Annotated in this window: 28 protein-coding genes; 11 read left to right on the top strand and 17 right to left on the bottom strand. The window is 64.0% G+C overall.

The genetic code is table 11. The features are described from left to right. Positions 1–8: 8 nt before the first annotated feature. Both QYL91_RS00910 and surE read left to right on the top strand, forming a co-directional pair. Positions 9–710 carry a helical membrane plugin domain-containing protein gene (locus QYL91_RS00910; protein ID WP_302081509.1) on the top strand — a complete coding sequence of 234 codons (702 nt, stop codon included), beginning with the start codon at positions 9–11 and terminating at the stop codon, positions 708–710. A 61-nt stretch (positions 711–771) separates the two neighbouring features. After that, a complete protein-coding gene (gene surE / locus QYL91_RS00905; protein WP_302081508.1) occupies positions 772–1,656 on the top strand; it encodes a 5'/3'-nucleotidase SurE in 885 nt (294 codons plus the stop codon). Here the strand turns inward: surE and QYL91_RS00900 are convergent. The 4 genes from QYL91_RS00900 to QYL91_RS00885 all read right to left on the bottom strand — a co-directional run bounded on the left by QYL91_RS00900 (position 1,653) and on the right by QYL91_RS00885 (position 7,648). Further along, on the bottom strand, positions 1,653–3,080 hold the full coding sequence (locus tag QYL91_RS00900) for a signal recognition particle protein Srp54 (RefSeq protein ID WP_302081507.1): 1,428 nt from the start codon (positions 3,078–3,080) through the stop codon (positions 1,653–1,655). The genes surE and QYL91_RS00900 overlap by 4 nt on opposite strands. Before the next feature lie 60 nt (positions 3,081–3,140). Next, entirely contained in the window at positions 3,141–4,835 is a 1,695-nt protein-coding gene (locus QYL91_RS00895; protein ID WP_302081506.1) for a Coenzyme F420 hydrogenase/dehydrogenase, beta subunit C-terminal domain, read from the bottom strand. Beyond that, the gene (locus tag QYL91_RS00890; protein ID WP_302081505.1) at positions 4,825–6,546 is read right to left on the bottom strand and encodes a nitrite/sulfite reductase; all 1,722 of its coding nucleotides are present in this window, start codon (positions 6,544–6,546) and stop codon (positions 4,825–4,827) included. Before QYL91_RS00890 ends, QYL91_RS00895 begins: the two co-directional genes overlap by 11 nt. A 301-nt stretch (positions 6,547–6,847) precedes the next feature. Continuing rightward, positions 6,848–7,648 (bottom strand): helix-turn-helix transcriptional regulator, encoded by an 801-nt coding sequence (locus QYL91_RS00885; RefSeq protein WP_302081504.1) that lies wholly within the window; start codon positions 7,646–7,648, stop codon positions 6,848–6,850. Between the two features lie 253 nt (positions 7,649–7,901). On the opposite strand from QYL91_RS00885, the gene QYL91_RS00880 reads away from it, so the two are divergent. Next, entirely contained in the window at positions 7,902–8,855 is a 954-nt protein-coding gene (locus QYL91_RS00880; protein WP_302082885.1) for an AEC family transporter, read from the top strand. A gap of 12 nt (positions 8,856–8,867) precedes the next feature. Here QYL91_RS00880 and ftsY read toward each other — a convergent pair whose 3' ends face one another. The 6 genes from ftsY to QYL91_RS00850 all read right to left on the bottom strand — a co-directional run bounded on the left by ftsY (position 8,868) and on the right by QYL91_RS00850 (position 11,911). Beyond that, on the bottom strand, positions 8,868–10,076 hold the full coding sequence (gene ftsY / locus QYL91_RS00875) for a signal recognition particle-docking protein FtsY (RefSeq protein WP_302081503.1): 1,209 nt from the start codon (positions 10,074–10,076) through the stop codon (positions 8,868–8,870). Between the two features lie 3 nt (positions 10,077–10,079). After that, positions 10,080–10,532: a prefoldin subunit alpha gene (pfdA, locus tag QYL91_RS00870; protein WP_302081502.1), complete on the bottom strand. Its 453-nt coding sequence runs from the start codon at positions 10,530–10,532 to the stop codon at positions 10,080–10,082. Next, positions 10,529–10,702 carry a 50S ribosomal protein L18Ae gene (gene rpl18a / locus QYL91_RS00865; protein ID WP_302081501.1) on the bottom strand — a complete coding sequence of 58 codons (174 nt, stop codon included), beginning with the start codon at positions 10,700–10,702 and terminating at the stop codon, positions 10,529–10,531. The genes pfdA and rpl18a overlap by 4 nt, the downstream gene beginning before the upstream one ends. 110 nt (positions 10,703–10,812) lie before the next feature. Beyond that, positions 10,813–11,481: a translation initiation factor IF-6 gene (locus QYL91_RS00860; RefSeq protein WP_302081500.1), complete on the bottom strand. Its 669-nt coding sequence runs from the start codon at positions 11,479–11,481 to the stop codon at positions 10,813–10,815. A 2-nt stretch (positions 11,482–11,483) separates the two neighbouring features. Beyond that, positions 11,484–11,762, bottom strand: coding sequence for a 50S ribosomal protein L31e (locus tag QYL91_RS00855; protein WP_302081499.1), 279 nt, complete (start codon positions 11,760–11,762; stop codon positions 11,484–11,486). After that, entirely contained in the window at positions 11,759–11,911 is a 153-nt protein-coding gene (locus QYL91_RS00850) for a 50S ribosomal protein L39e (protein WP_302081498.1), read from the bottom strand. Before QYL91_RS00850 ends, QYL91_RS00855 begins: the two co-directional genes overlap by 4 nt. A gap of 172 nt (positions 11,912–12,083) precedes the next feature. Here QYL91_RS00850 and QYL91_RS00845 point away from each other — a divergent pair, with 172 nt between their 5' ends. Then, a complete protein-coding gene (locus QYL91_RS00845; protein WP_302081497.1) occupies positions 12,084–12,590 on the top strand; it encodes a hypothetical protein in 507 nt (168 codons plus the stop codon). Here QYL91_RS00845 and QYL91_RS00840 read toward each other — a convergent pair. Further along, entirely contained in the window at positions 12,583–13,413 is an 831-nt protein-coding gene (locus tag QYL91_RS00840; protein WP_302081496.1) for a ZIP family metal transporter, read from the bottom strand. The two genes, QYL91_RS00845 and QYL91_RS00840, sit on opposite strands and share 8 nt — an antisense overlap. Positions 13,414–13,482: 69 nt before the next feature. Next, the gene (thpR, locus tag QYL91_RS00835; RefSeq protein WP_302081495.1) at positions 13,483–14,043 is read right to left on the bottom strand and encodes an RNA 2',3'-cyclic phosphodiesterase; all 561 of its coding nucleotides are present in this window, start codon (positions 14,041–14,043) and stop codon (positions 13,483–13,485) included. Between the two features lie 106 nt (positions 14,044–14,149). Here thpR and QYL91_RS00830 point away from each other — a divergent pair, with 106 nt between their 5' ends. From QYL91_RS00830 to QYL91_RS00800, 7 genes are all read left to right on the top strand, one after another. Next, positions 14,150–14,902 (top strand): tetratricopeptide repeat protein, encoded by a 753-nt coding sequence (locus QYL91_RS00830; protein ID WP_302081494.1) that lies wholly within the window; start codon positions 14,150–14,152, stop codon positions 14,900–14,902. Positions 14,903–14,921: 19 nt separating this feature from the next. After that, positions 14,922–15,212 (top strand): DUF424 domain-containing protein, encoded by a 291-nt coding sequence (locus tag QYL91_RS00825; RefSeq protein WP_302082884.1) that lies wholly within the window; start codon positions 14,922–14,924, stop codon positions 15,210–15,212. Positions 15,213–15,271: 59 nt separating this feature from the next. Then, complete coding sequence (locus QYL91_RS00820) at positions 15,272–15,709, top strand: pyridoxamine 5'-phosphate oxidase family protein (RefSeq protein WP_302081493.1); 438 nt, start codon at positions 15,272–15,274, stop codon at positions 15,707–15,709. A 90-nt stretch (positions 15,710–15,799) separates the two neighbouring features. Next, positions 15,800–17,044, top strand: coding sequence for an aminotransferase class V-fold PLP-dependent enzyme (locus QYL91_RS00815; protein ID WP_302081492.1), 1,245 nt, complete (start codon positions 15,800–15,802; stop codon positions 17,042–17,044). A 2-nt stretch (positions 17,045–17,046) separates the two neighbouring features. Further along, a complete protein-coding gene (locus QYL91_RS00810) occupies positions 17,047–17,352 on the top strand; it encodes a hypothetical protein (protein ID WP_302081491.1) in 306 nt (101 codons plus the stop codon). A gap of 39 nt (positions 17,353–17,391) precedes the next feature. After that, complete coding sequence (locus QYL91_RS00805; RefSeq protein WP_302081490.1) at positions 17,392–18,387, top strand: aldo/keto reductase; 996 nt, start codon at positions 17,392–17,394, stop codon at positions 18,385–18,387. Beyond that, the gene (locus QYL91_RS00800) at positions 18,387–19,472 is read left to right on the top strand and encodes a dipeptide epimerase (RefSeq protein ID WP_302081489.1); all 1,086 of its coding nucleotides are present in this window, start codon (positions 18,387–18,389) and stop codon (positions 19,470–19,472) included. The genes QYL91_RS00805 and QYL91_RS00800 overlap by 1 nt, the downstream gene beginning before the upstream one ends. A 52-nt stretch (positions 19,473–19,524) precedes the next feature. On the opposite strand, the gene QYL91_RS00795 is transcribed toward QYL91_RS00800, so the two are convergent. From QYL91_RS00795 to QYL91_RS00775, 5 genes are all read right to left on the bottom strand, one after another. Continuing rightward, entirely contained in the window at positions 19,525–21,072 is a 1,548-nt protein-coding gene (locus QYL91_RS00795; protein WP_302081488.1) for a glutamate-cysteine ligase family protein, read from the bottom strand. Then, complete coding sequence (locus QYL91_RS00790) at positions 21,069–21,584, bottom strand: gamma carbonic anhydrase family protein (protein WP_302081487.1); 516 nt, start codon at positions 21,582–21,584, stop codon at positions 21,069–21,071. The genes QYL91_RS00795 and QYL91_RS00790 overlap by 4 nt, the downstream gene beginning before the upstream one ends. Before the next feature lie 45 nt (positions 21,585–21,629). Then, the gene (locus QYL91_RS00785) at positions 21,630–22,061 is read right to left on the bottom strand and encodes a universal stress protein (RefSeq protein WP_302081486.1); all 432 of its coding nucleotides are present in this window, start codon (positions 22,059–22,061) and stop codon (positions 21,630–21,632) included. A gap of 164 nt (positions 22,062–22,225) precedes the next feature. Beyond that, positions 22,226–24,076: a threonine--tRNA ligase gene (locus tag QYL91_RS00780; RefSeq protein ID WP_302081485.1), complete on the bottom strand. Its 1,851-nt coding sequence runs from the start codon at positions 24,074–24,076 to the stop codon at positions 22,226–22,228. 99 nt (positions 24,077–24,175) lie between these two features. Further along, positions 24,176–25,018 carry a PspA/IM30 family protein gene (locus QYL91_RS00775; RefSeq protein ID WP_302081484.1) on the bottom strand — a complete coding sequence of 281 codons (843 nt, stop codon included), beginning with the start codon at positions 25,016–25,018 and terminating at the stop codon, positions 24,176–24,178. Between the last annotated feature and the right edge of the window lie 51 nt (positions 25,019–25,069).

Raw genomic sequence — 25,069 nt, 5'->3', positions numbered from 1 at the left:
GTGGTAGTATGAGTGACGAACAGCACGCCGATACCGCCGGACAGGACGGCGAGACTGCCGAGGACCACCACAACGGAGCCGGCGGCGGCGAGCAACCGGTCCCACCGGAACTGGTCACTGCCGTCGAAGACAATCCCGAGGAGGTCGCCCGGCTCGTCCAGAACGCAGGGCAGGTCAACGACCTTCTGGACGCTTCGGCAGTCGCCACCGCGGCGATAGACGACGGCATGGTCCAGCGTCTCGCGGCCGACGGGTCGAACTTGGGTGCCGCTGCCGACGGCGCGGCGACGCCAGAACTCGCCGAACTCGGCGAGTCCGTCGGCGACAACGCCGACTCGCTTGCCGAGGGCGTCGAGACGGTCGTCGAACTCCAGGAGAGCGGGACACTCGACGACCTGGCGGCGTTTGCCGACACGATCGCCCTGCTGTCGGCGGCGATGGACGACGAGATGGTCACCTCGCTGACGAGCATGGGCTCTCGGCTGGGCGAACTGGCCGACACCGCCAGCGACGAGGAAGTGGCACAGGGCCTCGAATCGATGCTGCACGCGGTCGGCGACGCGACGAGCGAGGACCCGGAACCCGTCGGTGCTGTCGGGCTCGTCAAGGCGCTTCGCGACCCCGAAGTCAAGGCTGGTATGGGCGTCGCCGTGGCGTTGCTGCGCGCGCTCGGGGAGGGAACGACGGCCGGCGACGCGGCGCAGGGATGACCACCCGATGGCCGGCCGACTGTTCCACAACGATTTCGTCTCCGGAGTCGCTACGGCTGTCATGGCCGACCCCGCCATTCTGCTGACGAACGACGACGGCATCGACGCTGCCGGGCTCGTTCGACTCTACGAGGAACTCACTGCACTCGGCGAGGTGACCGTCGTCGCGCCATCGGAAAATCAGAGCGGCGTCGGACGCGCCCGCTCACACGCCGTGGTCCGCCAGGACCACCCGTGGGGCTACACCCTCTCCGGGACGCCCGCAGACTGTGTGGCCTACGGCCTGCGCGGGCTCGACACCGACTTCGACTTTGTCGTCTCGGGCTGTAACCACGGTCCAAACGCCGGCAACTACGTCACCGGTCGCTCGGGAACCGTCGGCGCCGGCATCGAGGCGGCCTTTCTCGGGACGCCCGCCGTCGCCGTCTCCGCGTACCACCACGAGGATTTCTTCCCGGACCCCGCCAGCGACTACGATTTCGGCCGGCCGGCACGCGTGACCGTCGACCTCTGTCAACGTGCTGCCGACGCTGGGTTGTTCACGGCAGGCACGTTGTTGAACGTCAACGTCCCGCTTGACGTGCCCGACCCCGAGATGCGCCTGACGCGGCCGCTCCCGGACTACGACCTCCACGTCGAACACGACGCCGACCCCGACGACATCGACGCTGTCGACGCAATCGGCCGCGACGGCGGCCTCGATGCGGACACGGAGGGGACCGTCGTCCGGATGCACGAAGAAGTCTGGCCGGACGTGGTCGGCTTCGAGAACCCGTTCCCGCCGACGGAACAACACCGCGAGCGCTACCCGGCCGGGAGCGACCGCCGGGCGCTCGTCGACGGCGAAATAAGCGTCTCACCGTTGACTATCGACCGAGGCGATGCAGAAACGGCGGCACTCGATAAAGTCATCCAGCAGTACAACGGGGCGCGTGGGTCCGACTAGTCGTCGCCGAACGGGCCGCCACCGCCGCCCATTCCGCCGCCGGGGCCACCGCCCATCCCGCCCATGCCGCCGGGACCGCCGCCCTGTTGCATCTGTTGCATCATCCGCTCCATGTCGGCGTCGCCCATCCCCTGGAACTGCTTGAGCGTCTTCTCCATCATCTTGTGTTGCTGGAGCAGTTCCCGGACCCGGTCTTCGGGCTTGCCGGACCCGCGTGCGATGCGTTTCGTCCGGCTCGCGCCGATGACTCGCGGGTTCTCCAGTTCCTCCTCGGTCATCGAGTCCATCACGACGTCGAAATCGCGCATCCGGTCTTCGGTGACGTCCATCGCGTCGTCCGGCAACTGGTCCTTTAGGCCACCGCCCAGTCCCGGAATCATGTCCATCACCTGGTCTAGCGGCCCCATCCGGTTCATCGCGTCCATCTGCTTTCGCATGTCCTTCAGGGTGAACTGTCCCTCCAGGATGTCCTCGGGCTCCCAGTCTTCGTCTTCTTCCTGGGTTTCGGCCATCGCACGCTCGACGCGCTCGGTGAGCTGTTCTAAGTCGCCCATCCCGAGCAGTCGCGAGACGAAGCCGCTCGCCTCGAAGCGCTCTATGTCCTTGACCGTCTCACCGGTCCCGAGGAAGGCGATCGTCGACTCGGTCTCGTTGACCGCCGCCAGCGCGCCACCACCTTTCGCCGTCCCGTCGAGTTTCGTGATGACGACGCCGTTGATGCCGATTGCCTCCTCGAACTCCGAGGCCTGGTCTTTGGCGGACTGGCCCATCGCCGCGTCCAGCACGAGCAGGTTCCGGTCGGGGTCGACGACCGACTCGATGTCCTCTATCTGGTCGATGAGTTCTCGGTTGAGCCCGTCACGTCCGGCAGTGTCGACGATACGCACGTCGGCCTCTTCGGTCGCTTCCAGCCCCTCCTCGGCAATCGCGACGGGGTCGTTCGAATCGGGGTCGCCGTAGAAGTCGACTTCGGCGTTTTCGGCCATCTGCTTTGCCTGGTCGTAGGCACCCGGTCGGTCGGTGTCAGTCTGGATGATGGCCGGCCGGAGCCCCTTCTTCGAGAACCACCAGGCCATCTTCGCCGCGGTGGTGGTCTTCCCCGACCCGTAGAGGCCGGCGAGCATGATGGTCTGATTTTCGAGTGGCAGTTCGGTCGACTCCCCCACCAGTTCGACCAGTTCCTCGTAGACGATACGAAGCACCCAGTCACGCGGCGAGGTGCCCGCTGGCGGTTCCTCCTCTAGTGCCCGCGTTTTGATGCTGTCCGAGAGGTCCTGGACGAGGGCGATGTCAACGTCGGCCTGAATCAGCGACCGCTGAATCTCCTTGACGACGTCGTCGACGTCTTCCTCGGAGATGCGGGACTTCCCGCGGAGGTTGTCGAGTGTTCCCCGCAGGGAACTTCCCAGGTCGTCGAGTACCATTTGCTACCGGGTACGCGACTCCACCGGTAAAGACTTTCTCTCAAAAGACGACGGCGGCCGTCAGTGGTCGGCGTCGTGGGGATTCTTGACGGTGCCGTAGTTTTCGGCGTGGTCGGTGTAGTCGATAAACCGCGGGGCGTCGGGGTCGAAGGGCCGTTCGAGCGCCTCGAAGGCCTTCTTCTTGTCCCAGCCCTGCAGTTTGCCGACCGCGGACTTGTCTTCCAGGTCGTGGTAGTCTAGGTCCTCTTTGGTCAGATTCCAGGCTTTCAGGCCCTGTTCGCTCCGGACGATGACCGAGGAGTACTCGTCGCTGGAGCCGACCGACCCGACCGTGAGGTCCGCACAGAAGCCGGTGAAATCGGCACACTCGTCACAGCCTTTCAGCGCGGCGTCGTGGAACTCCTCGATGTCCTCTTCGAGGATGCGCTCCCCATCGAGGTCGTCGACCATCAGTTTCCCGTGGAGCACGTCCATCTTGCCGACGTTGTCGATGTCGATGCCGCGCTCGTCCTGGAGCTTCTCGCCGATGAGCCGTTCGTAGTTGAAGTTCTTCGTACACATCAGCGAAATCTTGTAGTCGATTGCGCGCACGCCCGCTTCCTGGGAGCCGTACTCCCACTCGAAGTCCTGCAGTGCGCTGATGCCCTCGATTTCACACGGCGTGCCGACCAGTGCCAGCGAGATGTCCTCCCAGTCTTTCTCGAATTTGTCTTCCCACTGCTTGAAATCGAGATGCCCCAGCGCCATCGTCTGGTTGTAGATGGTGCCGGTGTTCTCGATGAGTTCTTCGACGGAGGTGGCCATGAAGCCCTCTGCCTTCCAGGGGTCTTCCTCTGACTCGGTGGCGATGAGCGCGCCGTCGATTTCGCCCGATTCGAGCAGGTGTCCGAGGACGCCCGTGACGACGCCGCCGTCTTGTGAGTCTTCACGCCAGTCGTCTTCGACGCGGGCGGAAAACTCTGTGATAGGGTCGCCGGCGCCTTTCACGTTGTCCTCGCCGCCGGTAATCTTCCACTGGCGCTCGTAGCGCATCCCGCCGCGGGGACAGAAGTCCCAACAGAGCGAACAGCCGGTACACATCTCGACGAGTTCGGGCAGGCCGTCGTCGCCGATGCCGATGGAATCGGAGGGGCAGGCCGCGACACAGGTCCCACACTGGATACAGCGGCCGTCGTCGATGACCGCCTCGTCCAGTTCCATGAACCACGTCTTCTCGTCGGGCGTCTCGATGTCGTTCATCTCCGAGCGGATGGAGTAGCCCGGCGTGTCGAGGTCGACGCCCTCCGGCACGCCGACGCGCTTGTCCGGCCGTTCCTGCTCGCCGCGACCCTCGCCGGCCAGGGGCTGGCTCTGCTCTGTCTCCGGTTCGGTAAAGTCGAGGTCGGTGAGTTCGCCGTCCTCGGTGACGTTCGTCGGTGCTCCGCCTGCGGCTTCCGCACCGGCTCCATCAGCGACGGCGCGCGTGCCGTCGTCGTCACCGCCACAGGTGCAGTGGCCGTCACTACAACACTCGTCGGCCTCCGCGTGGTCGCCCGGTCGGTCGCCCTGCGGTGGAATCGTCTCCGTCTGGGCCGGCGTCCGGTCCTCGCTCTGCTGGTTGATTGGTGGGACGCTCGCACCGTCACGGCCCGACTCGGGGACGCCGGGGAACGCGTCCGACCGACCGCGTTCGGGTTCTGTCTGTTCGCCGACGCCGGCGTTTGCGGCGGGTGCTGGTGCGTCTTCGACGAGTTCGATGTCCTCGTCAGTCGCCATGGGCAACACCTCCGGAGACGTTGGCGTCTGCCTGTTGCATAATCGAGCGCAGGCGGCTGTTGTCGACGCGGCGACTCCACTCGTAGAACCGTTCGCCTTCGGTGCGTTCGTCGGTGTAGGCGTCGAACAGCTGTTCGAGTGCCGGAATCACGGCGTGGGCGGGGACGGCCGTCTCCACCCAGTCGAGGAACTCGTTGTCGGTGCCCAGCGCACCGCCGAGCCCGAAGTCCATCCCTTCGACGAGGCCCTCGTAGTCCTCGTGGTCTGCGTCTTCTGGGAGTTCTTCGCCATCCTCTCCGACTTTGACCGTCTCGCCACGGAAGCCGATGTCGGCAATCTGTGGCTGGGCACACGACGCGGAACAGCCGGACATGTGCATCCGGACCACGTCGAGGTCGTCGGGCGTGTCGATGCGCTCGTCGAGTTCGCGCGCCCACTGCTTGGTGCGCTTTTTCGTCTCGATGATGGCGTAGTTACAGAATTCGTTGCCGGTACAGCCGACGGCACCCCGCGAGAACGGGCCGGGGTCTGGCTGGTACTCGGCCGCGAAGTCCTCGGCCAGTAGGTCGGAGACGTTCTCCTCGGGAATGTGCGTCACGAGGAAGTTCTGGTCGGTCGCCAGCCGAATCGAGGCCTCGTCCGTGCCGTACTTCTCTGCGGCGCGGGCGGCCGCGGCGAACTCCTCGCCACCCATCCGGCCGGTGATGACGTTGAAGCCGACGTATTTCAGGCCGTCTCCTTTCTGGTCGTGGACGCCCACGTGGTCGCCGGTGTATCCCTCGGTGAGGTCGACACCGCGGGTCGGGAACTCGATGTCCGTCCGGTCGCGGATGGCCTCCTCGAACTTCTCTGCGCCCATCTGCTGGACGAGATAGCGCATCCGGCAGACGCCGCGGTTGTTCCGGTCACCCAGTTCCTTGAACGTCTGGGCGACGGCGCGGCAGAACTCGACGGCGTCCTCTGGCGGGACGAACACGTCCAGCGGCGAGGCCATCCGGGGGCCATCGGAGAGGCCGCCACCGACCTTGACGTGGAAGCCGTACTGCCACGAACCCTCAATCTCTTTTTTCGCTGGCGTCAGGCCGACGTCGTTGATCTGAGACTGTCCGCAGTCGTGTTTACAGCCCGTGATGGTCATCTTGAACTTCCGCGGGAGGTTGCCGTACTCGCGGTTGTTCGTGAAGAAATCCGAGACGGCGTCGATGACCGGCTGGGCGTTGAAACACTCGTGGTCCGAGAGGCCGGCGGCTGGACAGCCGAGCACGTTCCGGGCGCCGTCGCCACAGCCGCCGATGGTCGTCAGCCCGACCTCGTCGTACTTGTCCCAGATTTCGGGGACGTCCTCGATTTCTATCCAGTGTTTCTGGATGTCCTGTCGGGTCGTGATATCGAGGAAGGCGTCACCCCACAGTTCGTTCTGTGTCTCGCCGCCGAACTCCTCGGGTGCGGTGGCGTATTCGGTCGCCACCTCACCGATGACCTCGGCCTGTTCGGGCGTGAGATAGCCGCCGGGCACCTTGGTGCGCATCATGATGTACCCGCGTTGCACGCCGTGGGTGTACATCCCGGTCCACTTCATGCGCTCCCAGACGCCCTCTCCTTCGCGTTCCTCTATCTCGTCGAAGGTGAGACCGTCCTCTGCGAACTCCTCTACCAGCTCGACCATTTCGAGCGGGTGCTTCTCCTGTTTCCATTCTTCGACTGTATTCATAGTTGGGTACTCGGCAGGTGTGCTGGGGACAACTGCCGCTCTTGTCTCCTTCTAACGCCCGACCCTCTTTACCGTCGTCAACACGGACAAAACCGCCTCACTTCTCTTTTCCAGGAAGATGTTGCCGACTCATTCCTCTCTGCCGAGCATGTGTGAACGCGTGCCGATGCGGTGCAGTCTGGCAAATTCGGGCGTACCTGACGGTTGTCGGACACTGCTCCCGTCACTGGTAGGGGAGAATATAACCGGTATACTCTACGTTGCTGATTGGGGGTCCATCATCGCCGGCTTCGGCGTCGGGTCACGCCTCGATGTCTTCGACAGAAAGCGGCGTCCCGATGGCCCAGTACTCTTCGTGGAGTTGCTCTGCCCACGCCCGGACAGCATCGTCGTCGGTGTCAAGCGACGCCCGGACGATACCCTCGTCGTTGCGCAACAGGAGGTGTGTCCGGCTGTCGGTCACCTCGACTGCGACGGGAATCTCGTCGCGGACGACCCGTATCTCGGCGCCCTCTGCCGCGACGATGTCAAGCAGGAGCTCCCTGAGGTCGGCCGTCGCCTCGATTGCCTCGATGGCCGCTTCTCCGAAGACGCCCTGGGTCGTCAGGTCGCCGTCGACGGTCCGGTCGCGGACGAGCCGGAGCTTCTGTTCGTTGAACGCATGCGAGAGCAACTGCGCGTGGTCGGTCTCGCCGAGCAGTTCGAGCATCCGCTGTATCGGTGCGTTCGGGCGCGTCTGGCTCGGTGTCGTAATCTTCGCGTCCGCGAAGTGGTGCAGCCCCACGTCGACGGTGTCGGTGGGGACCCACTCGATTACGTCCCGGAGTTTCGTCTCCGTCGCCAGTCGCTCCCGGAGGTCGGTGATACCCGTCGCGACCAGTTCACCAGTGGCGGTCGCCCGGTACCGGTCGCCGTCGGTCGTCACCCACTTGCGTTCCGTGAGGTCCCGCAGGATGCGACCGAGGGTTGGCTGTGAGACGCCGACGCTTTCCGCGAGCGCCTGACGCGTCTGTGGCTGCGCGACGAGCGCGGCCAGGACCTCGATACGGTTTGCCGACCGCGCGAGAAACTCGATTTCCTCCAGTGGGTCGGCGTCGGTCATACCGGGCATTCTCGCGGTGTGCTCAAGACGGTTTCGTCTCCTCGTACTGCCACTGGACGCTCTCGGCCGGCCCGTCTGCGGACGGCGTGAAACGGTTACAGGGGATGAAACTGTTCACCCCGCTGTCGCCTTTTCGTGCAGTGAAACATTTACTGAAATAATATTAGTGGGTGGCTCTCCGATGGCGGTGTATGAGCGACACACGGAGGAACGGAGCACGGTTCACTCCCCAGATCAGGTGGAGGTCGAACGGATGGGATTGACAGCGGCGTTTACGAACGCGGTCGGGCCGATTCTCGCCGTCGCGGTGGTTGGCTATCTTCTCGCGCGCACGACCGACATCGCGGTCGACCCGCTGAACACGGCCGGGCTGTACGTGCTCGTTCCGGCGCTTGCCTTCCACAGCATCGTCACGACGAGCCTCGGCGGCGGCGAGGTTGCCAAACTCGCCGTCGGTGTCGTCGGCTACGCCGTCGTGATGATTGCCATCGCCTGGGTCGTCGGGAAAGTCGTCGGTGAGTCCGGTGCGCTACTGGGCGCGCTGATGCTCGCTGCAGCCTTTCCAAACTCTGGATTCGTCGGGATTCCGCTCTCGGAGTTTGCCTTCGGTGAGGTCGGCCGCACCACGGCCGTCCTCTATCTGACTATCCAGAGTCTGGTCGTCTACACGCTCGGGGTCTACATCGCCTCTCGCGGCGTCGACCGCGGTGTCGGCGAGGCGATTGCCGAAATCTTCCGCCTGCCGCTCATCTACGCGGTCGGTCTCGCTGTCACAATTCGCGCGTTCGGACTGGCTCCTGCACTCGATGGCGCCGCACTGCAGACGGTCGGGCTCGTCGGCGACGCCTCGATTCCGGTGATGCTCCTGGTGCTTGGCATCCAACTGGCCGAGACGGACGTGACCGCAGTGACGCGCTCGGCCGCCCCGGCCTTCCTGAAACTGGCCGCCGCGCCCGTCGTCGCCCTCGGTATCGCGCTCGTCCTCGGCTTTGCCGACCCGACGGTCGCGAAGGTGTTCGTCCTCGAATCGGCCGCACCCGCCGCGGTCACGCCGCTGGCGCTGACCATCGAGTACGCCGAAGACGTGGCCCCCGGTACCATCACCGCGCCGGAGTATCTCAGCACCGCTATCTTCGTCACCACCGTCGCCAGCATCGGCGTGCTGACGGTGCTGGTCGCGGCGCTCCAGGCCGGACTCGTCATCTGAAAAACCGGCGTCTTATTCGTCGCCCAGCAGCGCGTCGACGATACGTTCGGGGTCGAACCGTTCGATATCGTCGTAGTCCTGGCCAGTACCGAGGAACAGAATCGGCTTGCCAGTGACGTGAGCGATAGAGATTGCCGCGCCACCCTGCTGGTCGGCGTCGGCTTTCGTCAACACTGTGCCGTCGATTTCGGCGGCGTCGTTGAACTCCCGCGCTCGGTTGACGGCGTCCTGGCCGGCGACGGCCTCGTCGACGAACAGGGTCATGTCGGGGTCGATGACGCGGTCGATTTTCGAGAGCTGGTCCATCAGCCCGTCGCTGGTGTGGAGCCGGCCGGCCGTGTCACCGAGGACCACGTCCACGTCGTTGGCTTCGGCGTATTCGACGGCGTCGTAGATGACTGCCGCCGGGTCCGAACCCTGCTCGTGGGAGATAATCTTCTTACCGAGGTTGTCCGAGTGTTGCTCGAGTTGCTCGTTTGCCCCGGCGCGGTAGGTGTCCCCGTTTGCGAGAACCGTCGAGAGCCCCTGTTGCTCGAAGTAGTGGGCGAGTTTCGCAATCGTCGTCGTCTTGCCGACGCCGTTGACGCCGGTGAAGATGATGGTGACGGGCTTGTCGGCCTCGGCGACGCGCTCGTCGAAGTCGAACTGGCCGACGCTGATGACGTCGTACAGCGCCTCGCGCACCGCGTCGGTGACCATGTTGCCCGTACTCTCCAGTCGGCGGCGCGTCTCGCCGACGAGGTTCTCCTCGACGCCGTCCAGAATCTCCTGGGTGACGCTCATCTCGACGTCGCTGCCAAGCAGTGCAAACTCCAGCTCCTCGAGGTGGGCCTCCAGGTCGTCCTCGTCGATGACCGTCTTCCCGGTCGCCAACAGTTTGGCTCGCTCGGCCAGGCCACGACTCTCCGCTTCGTCGTCGCTCGCTGCTGACTCGTCGGCCGCTGGCGCGTCGGCGACTTCGTCGTCGGCGTCGTCTGTGTCTGGTTCGGCCTCGGCCGCAGCCTCCACTCCAGTCTCAGCGGTCGTCGTCTCCGCTGGCGGTTCGGATGCTGACTCAGCGGTCGCTTCCGCCGGCGGTGCGTTTCCGTCGTCGGACTCGACGGCTTCACCAGTCGCTTCCGGGTCAGTGGCCGCAGAATCGGAACTCCCCTCCTCGACGTCGGCGTCCTCCTCGACGTCGCTGGTGAAGCTGTTGAGCTTGTCCTTCAGTCCGTCGAACATCGCCTACTCGTCCTGTTGCTCTTGCTGTTGTTGCATCTGCTGCATCTGCTGGGCCTGCATCTGCTGGGCCCGCTCTTCGAGCTCTTCGCTCTCGCTTTCGAGCTCGGCGATGTCCGACTGAAGCCCCTCGATGCGGTCGTCGAGGGTCTCCTTTTTCGTCTCGAGGGTGTCGACTGCGCCGTCCTGGTCGCGCTCTGCGGCGTAGCCGCCACCGAGGCTGACGACGACCTCGTCGATGTTCTCGATTTCGGCGCGAACGTACGCGTCGCCGCCGACCGGAACCTGCACTGTCGACCCGCTCTCGAGTTCTCCGATGGCCTCGATTGCCTCGTCGACTTCCTGCTTTTCGGTCTGGAGGTTCTCGACTTCTTGTTCGAGAGCTTCCTGCTGTTGTTCGATTTCCTCGATTTGCTGTGCAACCTCCTGCATCTGGGGGTTGCCCCCGCCCATGCTCATGCGTCTACCCCCTCGATTTCGACCTGTGTACGCTTCAGGCCGTGCTTGGAACCGAACTCTGCGTAGGTGTACTCGACGGCGACGTCCTCGTTTTCGGCGTCGATTGCCTTCTCGAACTTCTGCCACCCGTCGCGGGCTTGCCATTGACCGGTAACCGTAAACTCACTCATACTCACGGGTGGGGGACCACGCCGGAAGAATCTTCCTATACTCTACCTGCACGCGACTCTGCAGCTGTCACTGCGAGTGCTCTAATTGAACGGAAAAACGGGACAGGCCGCTACAGGTCGGCGTAGCCAAGCGCAGAGTCGATGCGGCCGAGTTCGGGGCCGCTGGTGTCCTGGCCGACGATGTAGCCGCTGTCGTTGGCGATGAGTCCGGAGCCGACCAGCGGCGCGCCGTAGTTGATGGTCCCGATGTCGGCGGGAACACCGAGGACATCTTCGAGATGGTCGAGTTCGCTGTCGGTGGATTTCGGGTGACAGAGGACGCCCCTGTTCGTCGCGACGGCGGCCGTCCCGACAGTCTGGACGCCGGCGAGGTCACCGCGTTCGATCGGCACACCGAGGCCGTCTTTGACCGCTTGCACGGCCTCCCGGGAGAGGTCCGGGTGAACGTACGCACCGGTGTCGTTTGCCAGGACGACGTTGCCGGCGGCGTTGATGCGGCCGGGCAGTTCGGTAACCGGAACGTCGACCACGTCGCTGATGCGGTCGCGTTCGCGCTCGCTGACCCGGGCGCTGACGAGCAACCCGTTGCTGTTGCCCGTCGCGAGCGCGCCGACGGTGCCGGAGCCGGCGATGGTCGTCGGGACGACCGGAACATCGAGTTCATCGCCGCACTCGTCCTGTAGCGACTCTTCGATGTCGGGGCGGACGAGCAGACACTCGTCGGTGGCCCGTGCAAAGACGCCGACGTAAGACGAACCAGAGAAAGCCGCGCGAAGCAACGTTATTCAGCGGGCTCTGCTTCGACGATACTTTTGCCGTCCTCTTCGAACCGGGCGGCCCGCACCCGGAGCTTGCTCGGGGGCGAACTGCGGCCCTGTTCCCACACCGCCTCGTTGATGCTGGGGTCCATCCGGACGGCGTCCTCCTCGACCGAGAAGTGCTGGGCGAGGTGACTCCGGATGAGCGACATCGCTCTGTCCGCGCGTTCGCCTTTCGGCTCGCGTTTCGCCTCGCGAAGCGGGACCGTGACGACCCGCTCCTCGAAATCACTGGCGCTCATTCGTCCGTGTCACTCCGGCGCCACTGTCGGCGCTTGGGGTTTCGCTGGACGTCCCGGTCGGTCTTGAGGATGACCCACGCCGGCACGCGGCTGTTCTGCCGGTCGAGCTTGCCGAGGCGCTTCTTTTTCGCCTTCGATTTCTTGCTCATGATGTGCCCTTGTTCCGCGCCGTGGCTTATATGTGTGTTCTTTTGCGCCGACTCCCCTGCGACACCTCCTCAGTATCACTCCTGAAAACCGCCTGTCAAGCCTCAAAACGCAATTATCGCCCGTGAGATTTGGCCCGGAGGGGATTAATCACCGGGCACACAACAGTGAGATATGAACCGCCGGGCCGCACTGCAGACGATGGGTATCGGTATCGTCGCCGCGACCGCTGGGTGTGTCGCCAACGGCCGGGTCGCAGTCGACGAATCGACGAGTATCAGAGTTGAACCGACGAAAGGCTGGTGGCTGGAACTCCCCGACGTGAAGGGTGATGGCGCGCTCTCGTACACTGTCCGTGCCAACCAGCAGTTCGACGTCTACTACTTTCAGAGCGAACAGTCGCTCACCCACTACAAGAACTACCTCTACAAGGACGACGATTCGACGATGCCGGACGGTCACAAGGACTTCAGCCAGGCGGCTATCCCGGACGGAGACAGCGGCAAGTTCGAAGTCGAAGTTCCCGAAGACGGCGGCCGCAAGAGCATCGACACCGAAGGGAGCCACTACTTTGTCGTCGACCACTCGAACTACGGCCGAGGCGTCCGCGTCGAGAGCTCCCAGGACCAACTCGATGCCTTCGTCGACCTGAAACTCTACGAGAACACGTCGATTATATGAAGGCCAGCGGCACCATCAGTGCCGCGCCGACGGCCACGCCGGCGGTCAGTTCTGGCCGGCCACCGCGGGGAAGTTCCTCGCCGAGTTCGAGTGCTTCCGGGATGAACTCCCTGATGACGAGATATATCATTGCGCCGGCCGCAAAGCCAAAGCCAAGCGGCAGGAACTCCTTGGCCAGGGTCACGAAGTAGTAGGCGAGCGCGGCGCCGATCGGCTGGGGGAGACTCGAGAAGACTGCCCACCAGACCATCCGCCACTCGCTGACGCTCATCGACCGGAGCGGAATCGAGATGGCCACTCCTTCCGGAATGTTGTGAATCGAGATTGCGACGGTCATAAACACCGCCAGAATCGGGAGCGTAAGCCCCGCGAGGACGATGGTGTCGCTCGTCGGGACACCCTCCAGACCCAGTTCGGCAAACGAGACGCCGACGGCCACGCCCTCCGGGAAACTGTGGACGGTCAAAATCCCGAGGATGAGGACCAACTTCTTGAAGTCGGCTTCCTCGTACTCTTTGGGGTCGAGTTCGGCCCCTTCGAGGAGTTCGTGGCCGATGATGACGAGGACGACGCCGGCGAGCAATCCTGGAACAATCGCCATCCCCGCGTCAACCCACGTGCCCTCCACGACGGCGGCACCCTCCAGTATCAGGCCGAACAGTGAGGCAGACAGCATGATACCGGACGCCAGCCCCCAGAGAATGACGTTCCAGCGGGGGCTGATGTCGTCGAAGAAGAAAAACGGAATCGCACCGAGCCCCGTCGCCAGCGCCGTGATGAACCCGGCGACGAACACGAGCCCCACGTTCTCCAGAGCTACCATGGCTGTCGCTACACTCGTCCCGTTTATAATTATCACGGAACTGATGGATTTGGTGGCCCTAAATCGCGTCTACCGGAGCGGTATCGACTCGACTGTCCGGTACTCGGGACCGTCGGCAGTGAGCGTACTCTCGGTGAGCCGAACGTCGTCGACCGTGAGCCGTCCGGCGGTCGGGTCGTCGTTCTCGACGACGCGCTGGACCTGTTCTTTGCCGCCGGCGTGGTCCATCCGAGCAAGCGTGACGTGGGGCGTAAACTCGTGGTCCTCAGCGTCGAATCCCATCGCGGCCGTTCGCTTCTCGATTGCCTCGTGGAGTCGGGTCAACTGCGCGCTGCCGTCCCGGACGCCGAGCCAGACGACGCTGATGTACTCGAGACTGGGGAAGACGCCGAGGCCGCCAAACTCCGCCTCGAAGGGCTCGACCCCGCTGTCTTCGACGGCTCCCGTGAGTTCTTCGACCAGTGTCGGCACACGGTCTGGGTCGGTATCACCGAGGAACTTCAGCGTGAGATGTGCCTGTTCGGACTCGGTAAAATTCAGGCCACTCGCTCCTTCGAATCGCTCCTGGATGGCCTCGACTTCCTCGGCCAGTCCGTCGAGGTCGACGCTGACGAACAGCCGCTTGCTCATGGCAGACGGTTTCGAGTCTGACTGCTTGAATCCAGCGCCCGTCGGGCCCACACTCCGATAGTCGTGTTACGTAGCCCTTATCCACCTTCCCGCGCTATAGCTGTGTATGACTGAGGACCCCGACGACCACTCGTTCTCGGAGGGACAGGGGTTCGACGACCCCTACGAAGGCTTCGACATCGACCCGCCAGAGCTCGAGGTCGACCCCGACCAGGTCGACCCCGTCGACACGCGGGTCGTCACCGACATGCTCGACAAGCACAACGTCGGGAGCGACAACGTCAACGCTGACGAACTCATCGACGTTGGCCTGGACTACATGCGAATCAAGCGCCACGAACAGGCCACCGAAACCTTCGAGCGTGCCGCACAGTACACCGACGACGACCGCGTCGAACAGGAGGCGCGGGTGAACAAAGGTGCGGCCCACGCCGAACTCGAAGAGTACGACGCTGCCATCGGCGCGTACAAGGAGGCCATCGCCATCGACGAGGACTCCGAACACGCCGCGACCGCCGAGACGAACCTCGCCTACGCGCTCTGGGAGTTTGGCCGCACCGAGGAGGCACTGGAGCACTCAGAGCGCGCCGTCGAAATCGACCCCCGCTTTGGCCAGGCGTGGTACAATCGTGGCTTTTTCCTCAACGAGCGCGGCCTCGCCGAGGATGCCCTGAACTGCTTCGACAACGCCGTTCGACTCGGCTTCAAGAACGTCGAACTACTGGAGGAGAAGGCCGTCGCCCTCGAAGCGCTCGGCGAGGACGAACGCGCCGAGGAGGTCGCCGAGGAGGCCAAAGACCTGCGCGAACAACAGGAAGAGAAGATGGTCGACAAGCAAAGCGACCGCCTCTCCGAGTGACACCGTCTGCATGACTGCACTGTTGCTCAACGAACGCCAGACACAGAAGGGCCTGCTCGTCTCCGTCTGTGATGCCGACGTGCTCGGCGAATCGTTCGAGAACGACGACGTCTCCCTGACCGTCGACGCGGAGTTCTACGACGGGGAGGAAGTCGACGACGAGACTGCACTCGAGAGTCTCGCACGCTGTTCAGTGGCCAATCTCGTCGGGACGCGGGCGGTCGCTCTCGCCGTCGAGCAGGGCTTTGTCGACGAAGAGAACGTCCTCGAGTTCGAGGGGACACGTCACGCACAGTTGCTCTGGCTGTAGGTTCTCACCCGGTCGCTGTCTCCAAAGCATCTTTGAGAGTGCGCGCCGCGTTTAGAGACATGGAAACACTCTCCGGGGACGAAATTGACGACCTGCTGACCCGGTGTGGCGTCGGCGTGCTTGCGCTTTTCGATGGCACGTACCCGTACGCCATTCCAATGTCGTTTGGTTACGACGGCACAGAGCCAATTTTCTCTATCCAGCTCGGGGCGGCCGAACAGAGTCACAAACAGGAGTGCCTTGACGGTGATTCGACGGCCTGTTTTACAGTCTACGACGAGCCGGAACCCGGAACGTGGGAGAGCGCTATCATCACCGGAACGCTCGTCAAGTTCCCCGAGGCGGACGTGGAGGCGGCGTTTGCGGCACTGGCCGACAACGCCGAGTTCCCCGCCGACGTGGGCGTCTGGGGCGTTCCGCTGTCGGACGTCGACCTGACCCTCTACGGACTCGACATCGACGAACGAACGGGTCGGAAGTTCTCCCCCGGCAGGTAGTCGACACCGACCACCGCTGACTTTCGACTCCGCCAAGGAGAGTTTCGGGAAACCGAAGAACAATTAGCTATCCAGCCGTTCTGTTCGACAATGGCAACCACCGAGTCAGACGTGCTCGACGTCGAGCGAATCCGGGAGGACTTCCCCATCCTCGACCGGGAGTTCGGCGGCGAACAACTGGTCTATCTGGACAACGCGGCCACCTCACAGACCCCCGACCAGGTGGTCGACACTATCGCCGATTACTACCGGCACACCAACGCCAACGTCCACCGCGGCCTCCACCAACTGAGTCAGGAAGCCTCCATCGCCTACGAGGACGCCCACGACCGCGTCGCCGACTTCATCGGTGCCGAGGGCCGCGAGGAAATCGTCTTCACGAAAAACACCACCGAGAGCATGAACACCGTCGCCTACGCGTGGGGACTGGCCGAACTCGGCCCCGGCGACGAGATTGTGCTCACGGAGATGGAACACCACGCCGCACTCGTCACCTGGCAGCAAATCGCGAAAAAGACCGGTGCCGAAGTGAAGTTCGTCCCGGTCGACGACGAGGGCTACCTCGACATGGACGCCGCTCGCGAGATGATTACCGACGACACCGAGATGGTCAGCGTCGTCCACGTCTCGAACACGCTGGGCACCATCAACCCCGTCTCCGAACTCGCCGACATCGCCCACGACCACGACGCGCTCTGTTTCGTCGACGGCGCACAGTCGGTCCCGCACATGCCCGTCGACGTCCAGGACATCGACGCCGACTTCTTTGCCTTTTCGGGCCACAAGATGTGCGGACCGACCGGTATCGGCGTTCTCTACGGGAAAGAACACCTGTTAGAAGAGATGCAGCCGTACCTCTACGGTGGGATGATGATCTCGAAGGTCACCTTTGAGGACTCGACGTGGCACGAACTCCCCTGGAAGTTCGAGGCCGGGACGCCGGTCATCGCACAGGGCATCGCGCTCGCGGAGGCGTGTGATTACCTCGACGACATCGGGATGGAGAACGTCAGGGCTCACGGCGAACATCTCGCGGAGTACGCTCACGACCGTCTCACCGAGACGTTCGACGACATCCGGATTCTCGGCCCGCCGGCCGACGACCGGAGTGCGCTGGTTTCGTTCAATCTGGGTACTGTCCACGCCCACGACACCAGCGAAATCTTAAACGAGTTCGCCGTCGCTGTCCGTGCCGGTGACCACTGCACGCAGCCCCTGCACGACAAACTCGGCATCGCCGCCTCCGCGCGTGCGTCGTTCTACATCTACAACACGACCGCGGAAGTCGACAAGTTGGTCGAGGCTCTAGAAGCGACCGAGGAGTTGTTCGCCTAACAGTGCCTACCACCACTTACCGCTGTCTCGACTGCCGCGACGAAACTGTCGACCGGGACTTCAACGTCTCGCACATCAAACAGACCTGCGACGCCTGTGGGGCGTTCAGTCGGTTCGTCCACGACGGGGTCTACCAGCAGTTCACGGACTTCGAGGCGACCCCGCCAGACGACCTCGACTGGGAGCGACTCGGCCGGATGGAGAAGTTCATCGTCGCCGAGAAGATGGTCCGGGAGGGCAAGACGGTCGCGGACTTCGAAATCGAGAGCGACGCCGAGGGGAGTGTGTCGGCCGACGCTGCCGACTGACCCGAACCTTTCTGTCCGCGCCGGTCGTACCGATGCATAATGGACATAGACACCGTTTCGCTCGGCCGGACCGGACTGGACGTGAGCGAACTCGCCTTCGGGACGTGGCGCTTCGGTCGCGAGACCGACGCGGGCAACCTCGAAACGGACCGCTCGACAGCGATGGCGTTGCTCGACACCTACGAGGCCCACGGCGGCCGCTTTATCGATACCGCTGACGTGTACGGCGAGGGGACGAGCGAGTCCTGGATTGGCGACTGGCTTGCCGACCGCGACCGCGAAGACTTCGTCGTCGCTTCCAAAATCTACTGGCCTACTCGCGAGGACGACCCCAACGGACGGGGGCTGAGCCGCAAACACCTTCGGCGGCAACTCGACCAGATTCTCGACCGCCTCGGCACGGAGTATCTCGACCTCCTCTATATCCACCGCTGGGACGACGACACGCCCGCCCGCGAACTCATGCGTACCCTCGATGGGTTCGTTCAGGATGGCAGAGTCAACTATCTGGGAGCGTCGACGCTTGCACCGAACGCCTGGAAGATTGCCCGCGCCAACGACATCGCCGACCGCTACGGCTGGGAGCCGTTCACTGTCACCCAGCCACGCTACAATCTCGCCAACCGGGAAATCGAAGGGGAGTATCTGGAGTTTTGCCGGACGAACGACGTGGGAGTGGTTCCCTGGAGTCCGCTCGCACAGGGCTTTCTCACCGGGAAGTACCAGCGCGACGAGGACATGCCCGAGGACGCGACTGCATCCGACACGGAGGGCTGGGAGGACCGCTACCTGACCGCTGAGAACTTCGACGCGCTGGACGTCGTCGAGGCCGTCGCCGGAGAAGTCGAGGCCACGCCCGCACAGGTCGCGATGGCCTATCACCTGCACCATCCGGACGTCACCGCACCCATCGTCGGTGCGCGCACGACTGACCAGCTGGAGGAAAATCTCCGCGCGGCGACGGTCGACCTCTCGGCAGACCAGTTCCAGCGTCTGGAAGCGGCCAAAGCCGGCCCGTTCGACGACCTGCTCTAATGACACTCTCGACTGACTTCGACCGACTCTCGCTGCCGCTTGCCGACGACTTCGGAACCACCTACGGGACCCGCGAGACTGCAGCGAACGTCCGCGTCCGTATCGCCGACGAGTCGGGGACTGTCGGGGTCGGTGCGGCGTCGCCGGCCGCCTACTACGACGAGAGCGTCGAGAGCGCACTCGCCGTCCTCCCGGAGTTGCTCGTTGTCGTGGAGGACGTTGGCGACCCGCACGCACAGCAACGCATCGAGCGTCGACTGCGCGAGCGCGCTCCCGACCAGGCCGCTGCGCGAGCAGCGGTGTCGATTGCGGTTCACGACCTCGCTGCCAGTCAGCAGAGCGAACCGCTCTACCGGCGGTGGGGACTGGACCCCGACACAGCCCCGACGAGTTCCTACTCCATCGGCATCGACACGCCCGAACGGATGGCCGAAAAGGCCGAACGCGCCGTCGACGACGGGTATTCTATCCTGAAAATCAAGGTCGGAACGGATAGCGCGGAGCGACGCTCCGCGGACAGCCGAGCGGCGGAGCCGCGAGACGATGACCGCGCTCGCGTGGCAGCCATTCGGGAGGCCGCCCCCGACGCCCGGTTGCGCGTAGACGCCAACGGCGGCTGGGAACCGGAAGAAGCCATCGCTGCGACAGAGTGGCTGGCCGACCAGGGCGTCGAGTTCGTCGAACAGCCGGTTCCGGCCGACGACATCGACGGCCTCCGTGCCGTCTCCGAGGACGGCGCGCTCCCGGTGGCGGCCGACGAGTCGTGTGTGACAGCCGACGGCGTGCCCCGCGTGGCCGACGCGGTCGACATCGTCGTCGTGAAGGTGAGCAAGTGCGGCGGTCTCCGTGGCGCACTCCAGCAGATTGCGACCGCGAACGCACACGGACTGGAGACGATGGTCGGCTGTATGGTCACCTCGAACGCCGCTATCGCCGGCGCCTGCCACCTCGCGCCGCTGTGTGAGTACGTGGACCTCGACGGCGCGCTCTTGCTCGCCGAGGACCCCTACGACGGCGTGCCGATGCCCGAGGGACGGCTGGACCTCGACGCCGTCGATTCGGGGACTGGCGCCGTGTCCCGGTAGTCTCGCCGGCCACCCGCGTCTGTCCGGCGATAGCCGCTCCGTGTTCGTTCGGCTACAGCCACTCCGCGAACGACGAGTGCTGGCGGCTCCGGTCGATGTAGTCGCGTTGCATCGCTGTAATCGCCGCGTCGAGTGTCATCCCGTCGTCGAGCCGGTCGTGGACCCGGTCTTTCTTCCAGGCGCTGGGCGTCGTCCGGTCGTCCCAGCGGGACTCGATGGGGGCGAGATAGTGGTCGATGTCAGCCGCTGAGACGCCGGACTCGTGTAGTCCGTGTCGGGCGAACTCGAACACTTCCTCGAAGATGGCCTCGCTGTCGGTCGTCCGCTTGCCGTCACTGGTCACCCACGCGAGGTCGGCAGCGAGGCCGTCCTCGACGGCGCTGTAGAAGGACTGTTCGGCGTCGTCCCACGCCAGGTCAGCAAGCGGGTGGTCGGCGGCGACCAGTCCGCGGACGAGGCCTGCCGTCAGCGCCTGCATTCCGACCACGTCCCGAATCGTGGGCTGGGTCGGAATGGGGCGATACTCGATGCGCAGGGAGCGCTCGTCGCCGGTGCCGACGGGGTCGCCGCCGACGACACAGCGGAGCCACCGCCAGTAGGTGCCCCGCTTGTGGTCGAACTCCCAGTGGTCGTCGTGGAACGTCTCGCGGTCGCCGTCGTGGACCCACTCCCGCAGGAACGGGGCATAGAGGTCGTCTTCGACCACGCGGTCGACGACGTCGCTGGTGTCCTCTAAGTCCCCTGGCACTCTGACCTTGCTCTCGCCGGTGTGGTTGACCGACTGCTCGAAGGCCGCAATCCGGAGTTCGTGATGTGTCTTGTCGACGAGCGAGTCCGGGTCGGAGACCGTGTCGTAACAATCGGCGGGCAGGAACGGCGAGTTCGCGCTGAGTGCCACCACCGGTCCCATCGTCCGGATGGCCGTGTTGTAGTACGTCGGAAAGACCCCGGCGGAGGGTATCTGGAGGTGTGGCTGAATCGAGGTGGCCAGCGACTCGAAGAGAATCGTCTGGAAGGTGTGACTCGCCCCGGGAACGTCGAGGTCGATGTGGCCGTCGGTGAGCCGCCGGACGTGGTTGTCGATGGCAACGTATCGCGGTGCCGGGCGCATGTTCCGGGCGACCGCGACGTCCTCGTGCCACTCGACGGTATCGAGGTAGTCGAGACTGCCCTCGGCCGGCGGGATGGTCCACATCGCATCGAGAACGAGCTCCCGGTCGTGTGCCTCGGCGGCGGCCTGGCCCGCCGCGAACTGCTCGGCGATGCTGTCGGCCTGGGCGGCGAGTCCCTCCCCGTCTAAGACGTTCGGGTCGGTGTTCAACTCGGCGTTGTGCACTCCCAGCTCCTTGTTCGCGGCACTCTCGAAGACACTCGCCGGGAGCGTCGCCAGTCGCCCGTCTTCACCGGCGTCCGTGTCGGTCGCGCCTCGGGCGACGGCGTACACTTCCATCTCCAGTCCGACGGCGAACTCGTCGTTGTCCATCTCGCCGGCCACGATACCGTCCCGGAGTGTGGCGGCTTGCCGGTCGACCCGCTCGGTGAAGGTAGCTTCCGTCTCTGCAGTCAGCGACCGCTCGACGATGTCGGCGAGGTCGGTCATCGGTCGAACAGTTCCTCGTGTCCGTCGACGAGGTGGGCGTAGTCGCCGGAGGCGAAGTCCTCGAAGACGCTCTCGCGGTCGATGTCGGTCTCCGAGAGGGGGGTCACGCGGGCGGGCGTCCCGCGCACGAACGAGTCTGGTGGGACCTCGTACCCGGAGGGGACGACCGTCCCCATGGCGACGAGACTGCCAGAGCCGACCGTGGCCTCCGAGATGGTGGCGTTGAACCCGACCATCGCGCCGGACTCGACGTGGCTGTCGTTGAGCACTGCGCCGTGGCCGACCAGGCCGTCCTCGCCGACCGTCGAGGCGTGCAAGACGGCGTTGTCACCGATTGCGCTCCCCGCGCCGAGTTCGACCGGGTCGACGTCGCCACGGAGAACCGCGCCGGGCCAGACGGTCACGTCGGGCCCGACGCGCACCTCGCCGACCAGCGTACTCTCCTGGCTCACCGAGGCGCTCTCGTGGATGTCGGGGTCCGCTCCGTCGAACGTGTAGCTGCGACTGTCCATAGCGAGCGCAGGTACCCCTCCGACAAAACGTTTGAGTCTGACCGGTCACTCGAGGTCGACGACGAGCACGGGCATCGAGGCGTTCTTCAGAACGCGCTCGGTGGTGCTCCCGAGGTTGACCATCCGCTCGCGGCCGGTCTCGCCGTGCGTTCCCATCACCACGAGGTCGACTTCCTGCTCGTCGGCGTAGTCGGTAATCGTCGTGTACGGAATCCCTTCTTCACTGTGTGTGAGACACTCGATGCCCTCGTCCTCGATGTGGACGCGTGCGTCGTCGAGGGCAATCTCCGCCTCCTCTTCGAGCGACTGGCGAATCTCGTCAGTGCTGTCCTCGCTTGCGGCCGTGTACAGCCGTTTGTCCACGACATAGATGACGTGGATACGTGCGTCCTGGTCGGTGGCGATGGCTACTGCATGCTCGAGCGCGGTGGCCATGGCGGAACTCCCGTCGGTCGGCAGGAGAATGTCGTCGTACATGATGTGCGCCACTCCGCGACCGGACTTAATTGTTTTCCGGCGCTTGCGATATCGGCCGGAGTACCGTCTGTCGGCTTGCCGTTAGTGTAAAATTTGCAGAATGATGGTAAAACTACTGTTAGATAGCGGCCGTGTGTGTCGGACACACGGAAACTATTGTTCTATCAGTTACCCGTGAACTTCGGGTGATTGCTGACGTGCTTTGGCAGGTAGCGGGCCTGCTGTGGCAGGTCGGCGATGTCTTCTTCGACGGTGTCGACGAGTTCCTCCAGGGTCATGTCGATCTCTTCGCCCTCGGCGCGGACGTTGACACCGAGCTGGTCGCCCTCGATTTCGTCGCTCCCGACGATGATGTAGTAGGGCACCCAGTCGGTCTCGGCCTCGGCGATGCGCTTGCCGACGGACTCGTCGCGCTCGTCGATGTCGACGCGGATGTCTGCCGCTTCGAGTTCGTCGGACAACTCCTCGCAGTACTCGAGGTGTTCGTTGGGGTTGACCGGAATAAATCGGACCTGCGTCGGCGAGAGCCACGTCGGCAGGCGCGGGTTGTCCATCGTCGCCGTCTGTTCCAGCAGTGCGGCCATCACGCGCTCGATACCGCCCGACGGCGAGTAGTGGAGGATTGGCGGGTGGTGCTGGTTCGTTCCGTCGGTGTACTCGATGTCGAACCGTTCGGCGCTCTCGACGTCTATCTGCACCGTCGGGTTCTCGATTGGACGGCCCAGCCCGTCGATGGCGGCGAAGTCGATTTTCGCAGACCAGTAGTGGTGGCGCTCGGGGATAATTTCGAGGAGTGCGGGCTTGCCGAGTTCGTCGACGACTTCCTCGACCCACGCCTCGTTTTCCTCGTAGAACTCCCGGGTCATCCGGATGGCCGGCTCGTAGTTGATATCGAGGTCCTCGGAGGTCTGGAGCGCGAGTTTGGCCTGTTTCATCAGCTCCTCGCGGGCCTGGTCCATGTCCCCTGTGGCGGTGTGCATGTCCGGCATCGTAAAGGCACGAAGGCGCTTGAGGCCGGTCACCTCACCCTTCTGCTCGCGGCGGAACGAGTACGTCGACATCTCGTAGATGCGCAGCGGGAGGTCGTTCTCCGAGATGTGCATATCGCGCATGATGGAGAACTGGCCGAAACACGCGGCAAAGCGCAGCATCATCCGACGGTCGCCGGACTCGAAGCGGTACTGGCGCTCGCCGAACTTCCCGGCGTGTTCGTCGATACAGCGTGCACCCAGGTCGTACATGATGGGCGTCTCGACGGGCATCCCGCCGTAGTCGACGACCAGGTCGTTGACGTACTCCATCAGGGCATCCCGGATGAGCTTCCCACGCGGGTAAAAGCGGAGGTTGCCAACGTCAGAGAGGTCGTCGTAGCCCACCAGTTCCTTCTCTTTCATAATCTCGAGGTGGGGCGGCTCCTCGCCGGCGCTGGCGACGATGTCCTCGACTTCGTCCTCGATGAAGGCCTGCATGTCCGAACTGGTGTCGGCCTTGGCGCTGACGGCGTCGTCTGTCTCGCCGCCCGGATACATCACTTCCCAGTCGCTGGGTTCGCGGTCTAGGTCTTCTTCGTCCTTCTCCTCGTCGCGGTGGTGAGCGACGTGACGGGACAGCTCCGAGAGCGGGTGGCCCTTACAGGAGACCTCGAAGGATTTGTACCAGCCAAACGGTGCGCGCAGAATCTCGTAGTCCTCGGCTTCCAGGGCGGCTTCGAGGTCCTGCATGACGCGCTTTGCGGCGTCGGGACTGGCGAGGTCTTCGCTCAGGTGGGCGTAGGGGTAGAGGACGACGTTGCGGGTGTTGAGCTGGCCGGTCACGTCCCGCAACTCCTCCAGTGCGTTCTCGACGACGCCGTCGATGTCTTCCTCGTCGTCGGACTCGACGCTGATGAAGGCCGTGACACACTCTTCCATGCGTCCCTCCATCGGAACCCCCTCTGTCTCGGCGAGGCTGTCGGGGCCGGCCTTTTCCCGCGCCTCGAACTCCAGATGGTCGGAGTGAATGAACAGCAGTCGCATACCACAGGAAACCCGATGGGCAGTAAAAAGCGTGCCGAATGGCCGCGCTATCGCGCTGTCGGTCTATGCCCCGAAAACAGCCCTTCTCGCAGGTGACGCTCACTCCTCGTCTTTGAGTTCCTCGAGTTCCGCTTCGACCTCGCTTTCGTCGACCGCCGGCGTCTCCACGTCGGCACTCTCCGTGTCCGCTGTGTCGGCCTCGGTTGATTCCACATCGGCGGTGTCCGCCTCGACTGCGTCACGGTCCTCGCTCATCTCGGATTTGAGCGTCTCCAGTTCCGCGTCGACTTCGTTGTCCTGTGTGATATCCTCGAGTTCGCGGTCGAGGCTGCTCTTGTCGGACAACTGGTTTTCGAGTGCGCCGGTCTCCTGGAGTTCATCGAGCGCCGCAGAGCGTGCTTCCATCTCCTCGGTGCGCTCTTCGGCGCGTTCGATAGTCCTCGAAACTTCGCTCATCTCGTCGCCGGCACCGGTCATCGCCTCGGAGACGCGGGCGCTGGCTTCGGCGGCCTCGTAGCGGGCTTTCATCGTCTCCTTGCGCGTCCGGAACTGCTCGATTTGCTCCTGGAGTTCGTCTTTCTTTTCGACGAGCTGGTCCTGTTTCGCCTGGAGGTCCGCAATCTGCCCTTCCAGCTCCTCTATCTGTGTCATCTTCTGTTTTTTCTTCTCCAGCGCACGCCGCGCGAGGTCGTCGCGGTCCTGCTCGACGGCGGCGCGGGCCTGCTCGTTGTGTTTCTCGACGTTCTCTTCGAGGCGGCGTTTCTGGATTTCAAGGCGCTTTTTCTGTGTCGTCAGGTCCGCGATGCCCTGCTTTACGTCCTGGAGCTGGTCCCGGAGCTGTTCGTAGGAGTAATCGAGCGTCTGACCCGGGTCCTCGCTGCGGTTGAGCACCGCGTTGAGTTTCGACCGGATGACGTACGATGCACGCGAGAGGATTCCCATATACCGACACGTTAGCCGCCGAAACTTAAAATTCTTACACGCATTGGCTTC

The organism is Salinibaculum rarum (genome assembly GCF_030505615.1).
In the GTDB taxonomy this organism is placed as follows: Archaea; Halobacteriota; Halobacteria; order Halobacteriales; family Haloarculaceae; genus Salinibaculum; species Salinibaculum rarum.
This window is presented reverse-complemented; position numbering and strand designations above follow the sequence as displayed.

What these genes read in the sequence shown, in the direction of transcription:
- QYL91_RS00910 (WP_302081509.1), top strand. Translation starts at nt 9, where the DNA reads ATGAGTGACGAACAGCACGCCGATACCGCCGGACAGGACGGCGAGACT.
- surE (WP_302081508.1), top strand. Translation starts at nt 772, where the DNA reads ATGGCCGACCCCGCCATTCTGCTGACGAACGACGACGGCATCGACGCT.
- QYL91_RS00900 (WP_302081507.1), bottom strand. Translation starts at nt 3,080, where the DNA reads ATGGTACTCGACGACCTGGGAAGTTCCCTGCGGGGAACACTCGACAAC.
- QYL91_RS00895 (WP_302081506.1), bottom strand. Translation starts at nt 4,835, where the DNA reads ATGGCGACTGACGAGGACATCGAACTCGTCGAAGACGCACCAGCACCC.
- QYL91_RS00890 (WP_302081505.1), bottom strand. Translation starts at nt 6,546, where the DNA reads ATGAATACAGTCGAAGAATGGAAACAGGAGAAGCACCCGCTCGAAATG.
- QYL91_RS00885 (WP_302081504.1), bottom strand. Translation starts at nt 7,648, where the DNA reads ATGACCGACGCCGACCCACTGGAGGAAATCGAGTTTCTCGCGCGGTCG.
- QYL91_RS00880 (WP_302082885.1), top strand. Translation starts at nt 7,902, where the DNA reads ATGGGATTGACAGCGGCGTTTACGAACGCGGTCGGGCCGATTCTCGCC.
- ftsY (WP_302081503.1), bottom strand. Translation starts at nt 10,076, where the DNA reads ATGTTCGACGGACTGAAGGACAAGCTCAACAGCTTCACCAGCGACGTC.
- pfdA (WP_302081502.1), bottom strand. Translation starts at nt 10,532, where the DNA reads ATGAGCATGGGCGGGGGCAACCCCCAGATGCAGGAGGTTGCACAGCAA.
- rpl18a (WP_302081501.1), bottom strand. Translation starts at nt 10,702, where the DNA reads ATGAGTGAGTTTACGGTTACCGGTCAATGGCAAGCCCGCGACGGGTGG.
- QYL91_RS00855 (WP_302081499.1), bottom strand. Translation starts at nt 11,762, where the DNA reads ATGAGCGCCAGTGATTTCGAGGAGCGGGTCGTCACGGTCCCGCTTCGC.
- QYL91_RS00850 (WP_302081498.1), bottom strand. Translation starts at nt 11,911, where the DNA reads ATGAGCAAGAAATCGAAGGCGAAAAAGAAGCGCCTCGGCAAGCTCGAC.
- QYL91_RS00845 (WP_302081497.1), top strand. Translation starts at nt 12,084, where the DNA reads ATGAACCGCCGGGCCGCACTGCAGACGATGGGTATCGGTATCGTCGCC.
- QYL91_RS00840 (WP_302081496.1), bottom strand. Translation starts at nt 13,413, where the DNA reads ATGGTAGCTCTGGAGAACGTGGGGCTCGTGTTCGTCGCCGGGTTCATC.
- thpR (WP_302081495.1), bottom strand. Translation starts at nt 14,043, where the DNA reads ATGAGCAAGCGGCTGTTCGTCAGCGTCGACCTCGACGGACTGGCCGAG.
- QYL91_RS00830 (WP_302081494.1), top strand. Translation starts at nt 14,150, where the DNA reads ATGACTGAGGACCCCGACGACCACTCGTTCTCGGAGGGACAGGGGTTC.
- QYL91_RS00820 (WP_302081493.1), top strand. Translation starts at nt 15,272, where the DNA reads ATGGAAACACTCTCCGGGGACGAAATTGACGACCTGCTGACCCGGTGT.
- QYL91_RS00815 (WP_302081492.1), top strand. Translation starts at nt 15,800, where the DNA reads ATGGCAACCACCGAGTCAGACGTGCTCGACGTCGAGCGAATCCGGGAG.
- QYL91_RS00805 (WP_302081490.1), top strand. Translation starts at nt 17,392, where the DNA reads ATGGACATAGACACCGTTTCGCTCGGCCGGACCGGACTGGACGTGAGC.
- QYL91_RS00800 (WP_302081489.1), top strand. Translation starts at nt 18,387, where the DNA reads ATGACACTCTCGACTGACTTCGACCGACTCTCGCTGCCGCTTGCCGAC.
- QYL91_RS00795 (WP_302081488.1), bottom strand. Translation starts at nt 21,072, where the DNA reads ATGACCGACCTCGCCGACATCGTCGAGCGGTCGCTGACTGCAGAGACG.
- QYL91_RS00790 (WP_302081487.1), bottom strand. Translation starts at nt 21,584, where the DNA reads ATGGACAGTCGCAGCTACACGTTCGACGGAGCGGACCCCGACATCCAC.
- QYL91_RS00785 (WP_302081486.1), bottom strand. Translation starts at nt 22,061, where the DNA reads ATGTACGACGACATTCTCCTGCCGACCGACGGGAGTTCCGCCATGGCC.
- QYL91_RS00780 (WP_302081485.1), bottom strand. Translation starts at nt 24,076, where the DNA reads ATGCGACTGCTGTTCATTCACTCCGACCATCTGGAGTTCGAGGCGCGG.
- QYL91_RS00775 (WP_302081484.1), bottom strand. Translation starts at nt 25,018, where the DNA reads ATGGGAATCCTCTCGCGTGCATCGTACGTCATCCGGTCGAAACTCAAC.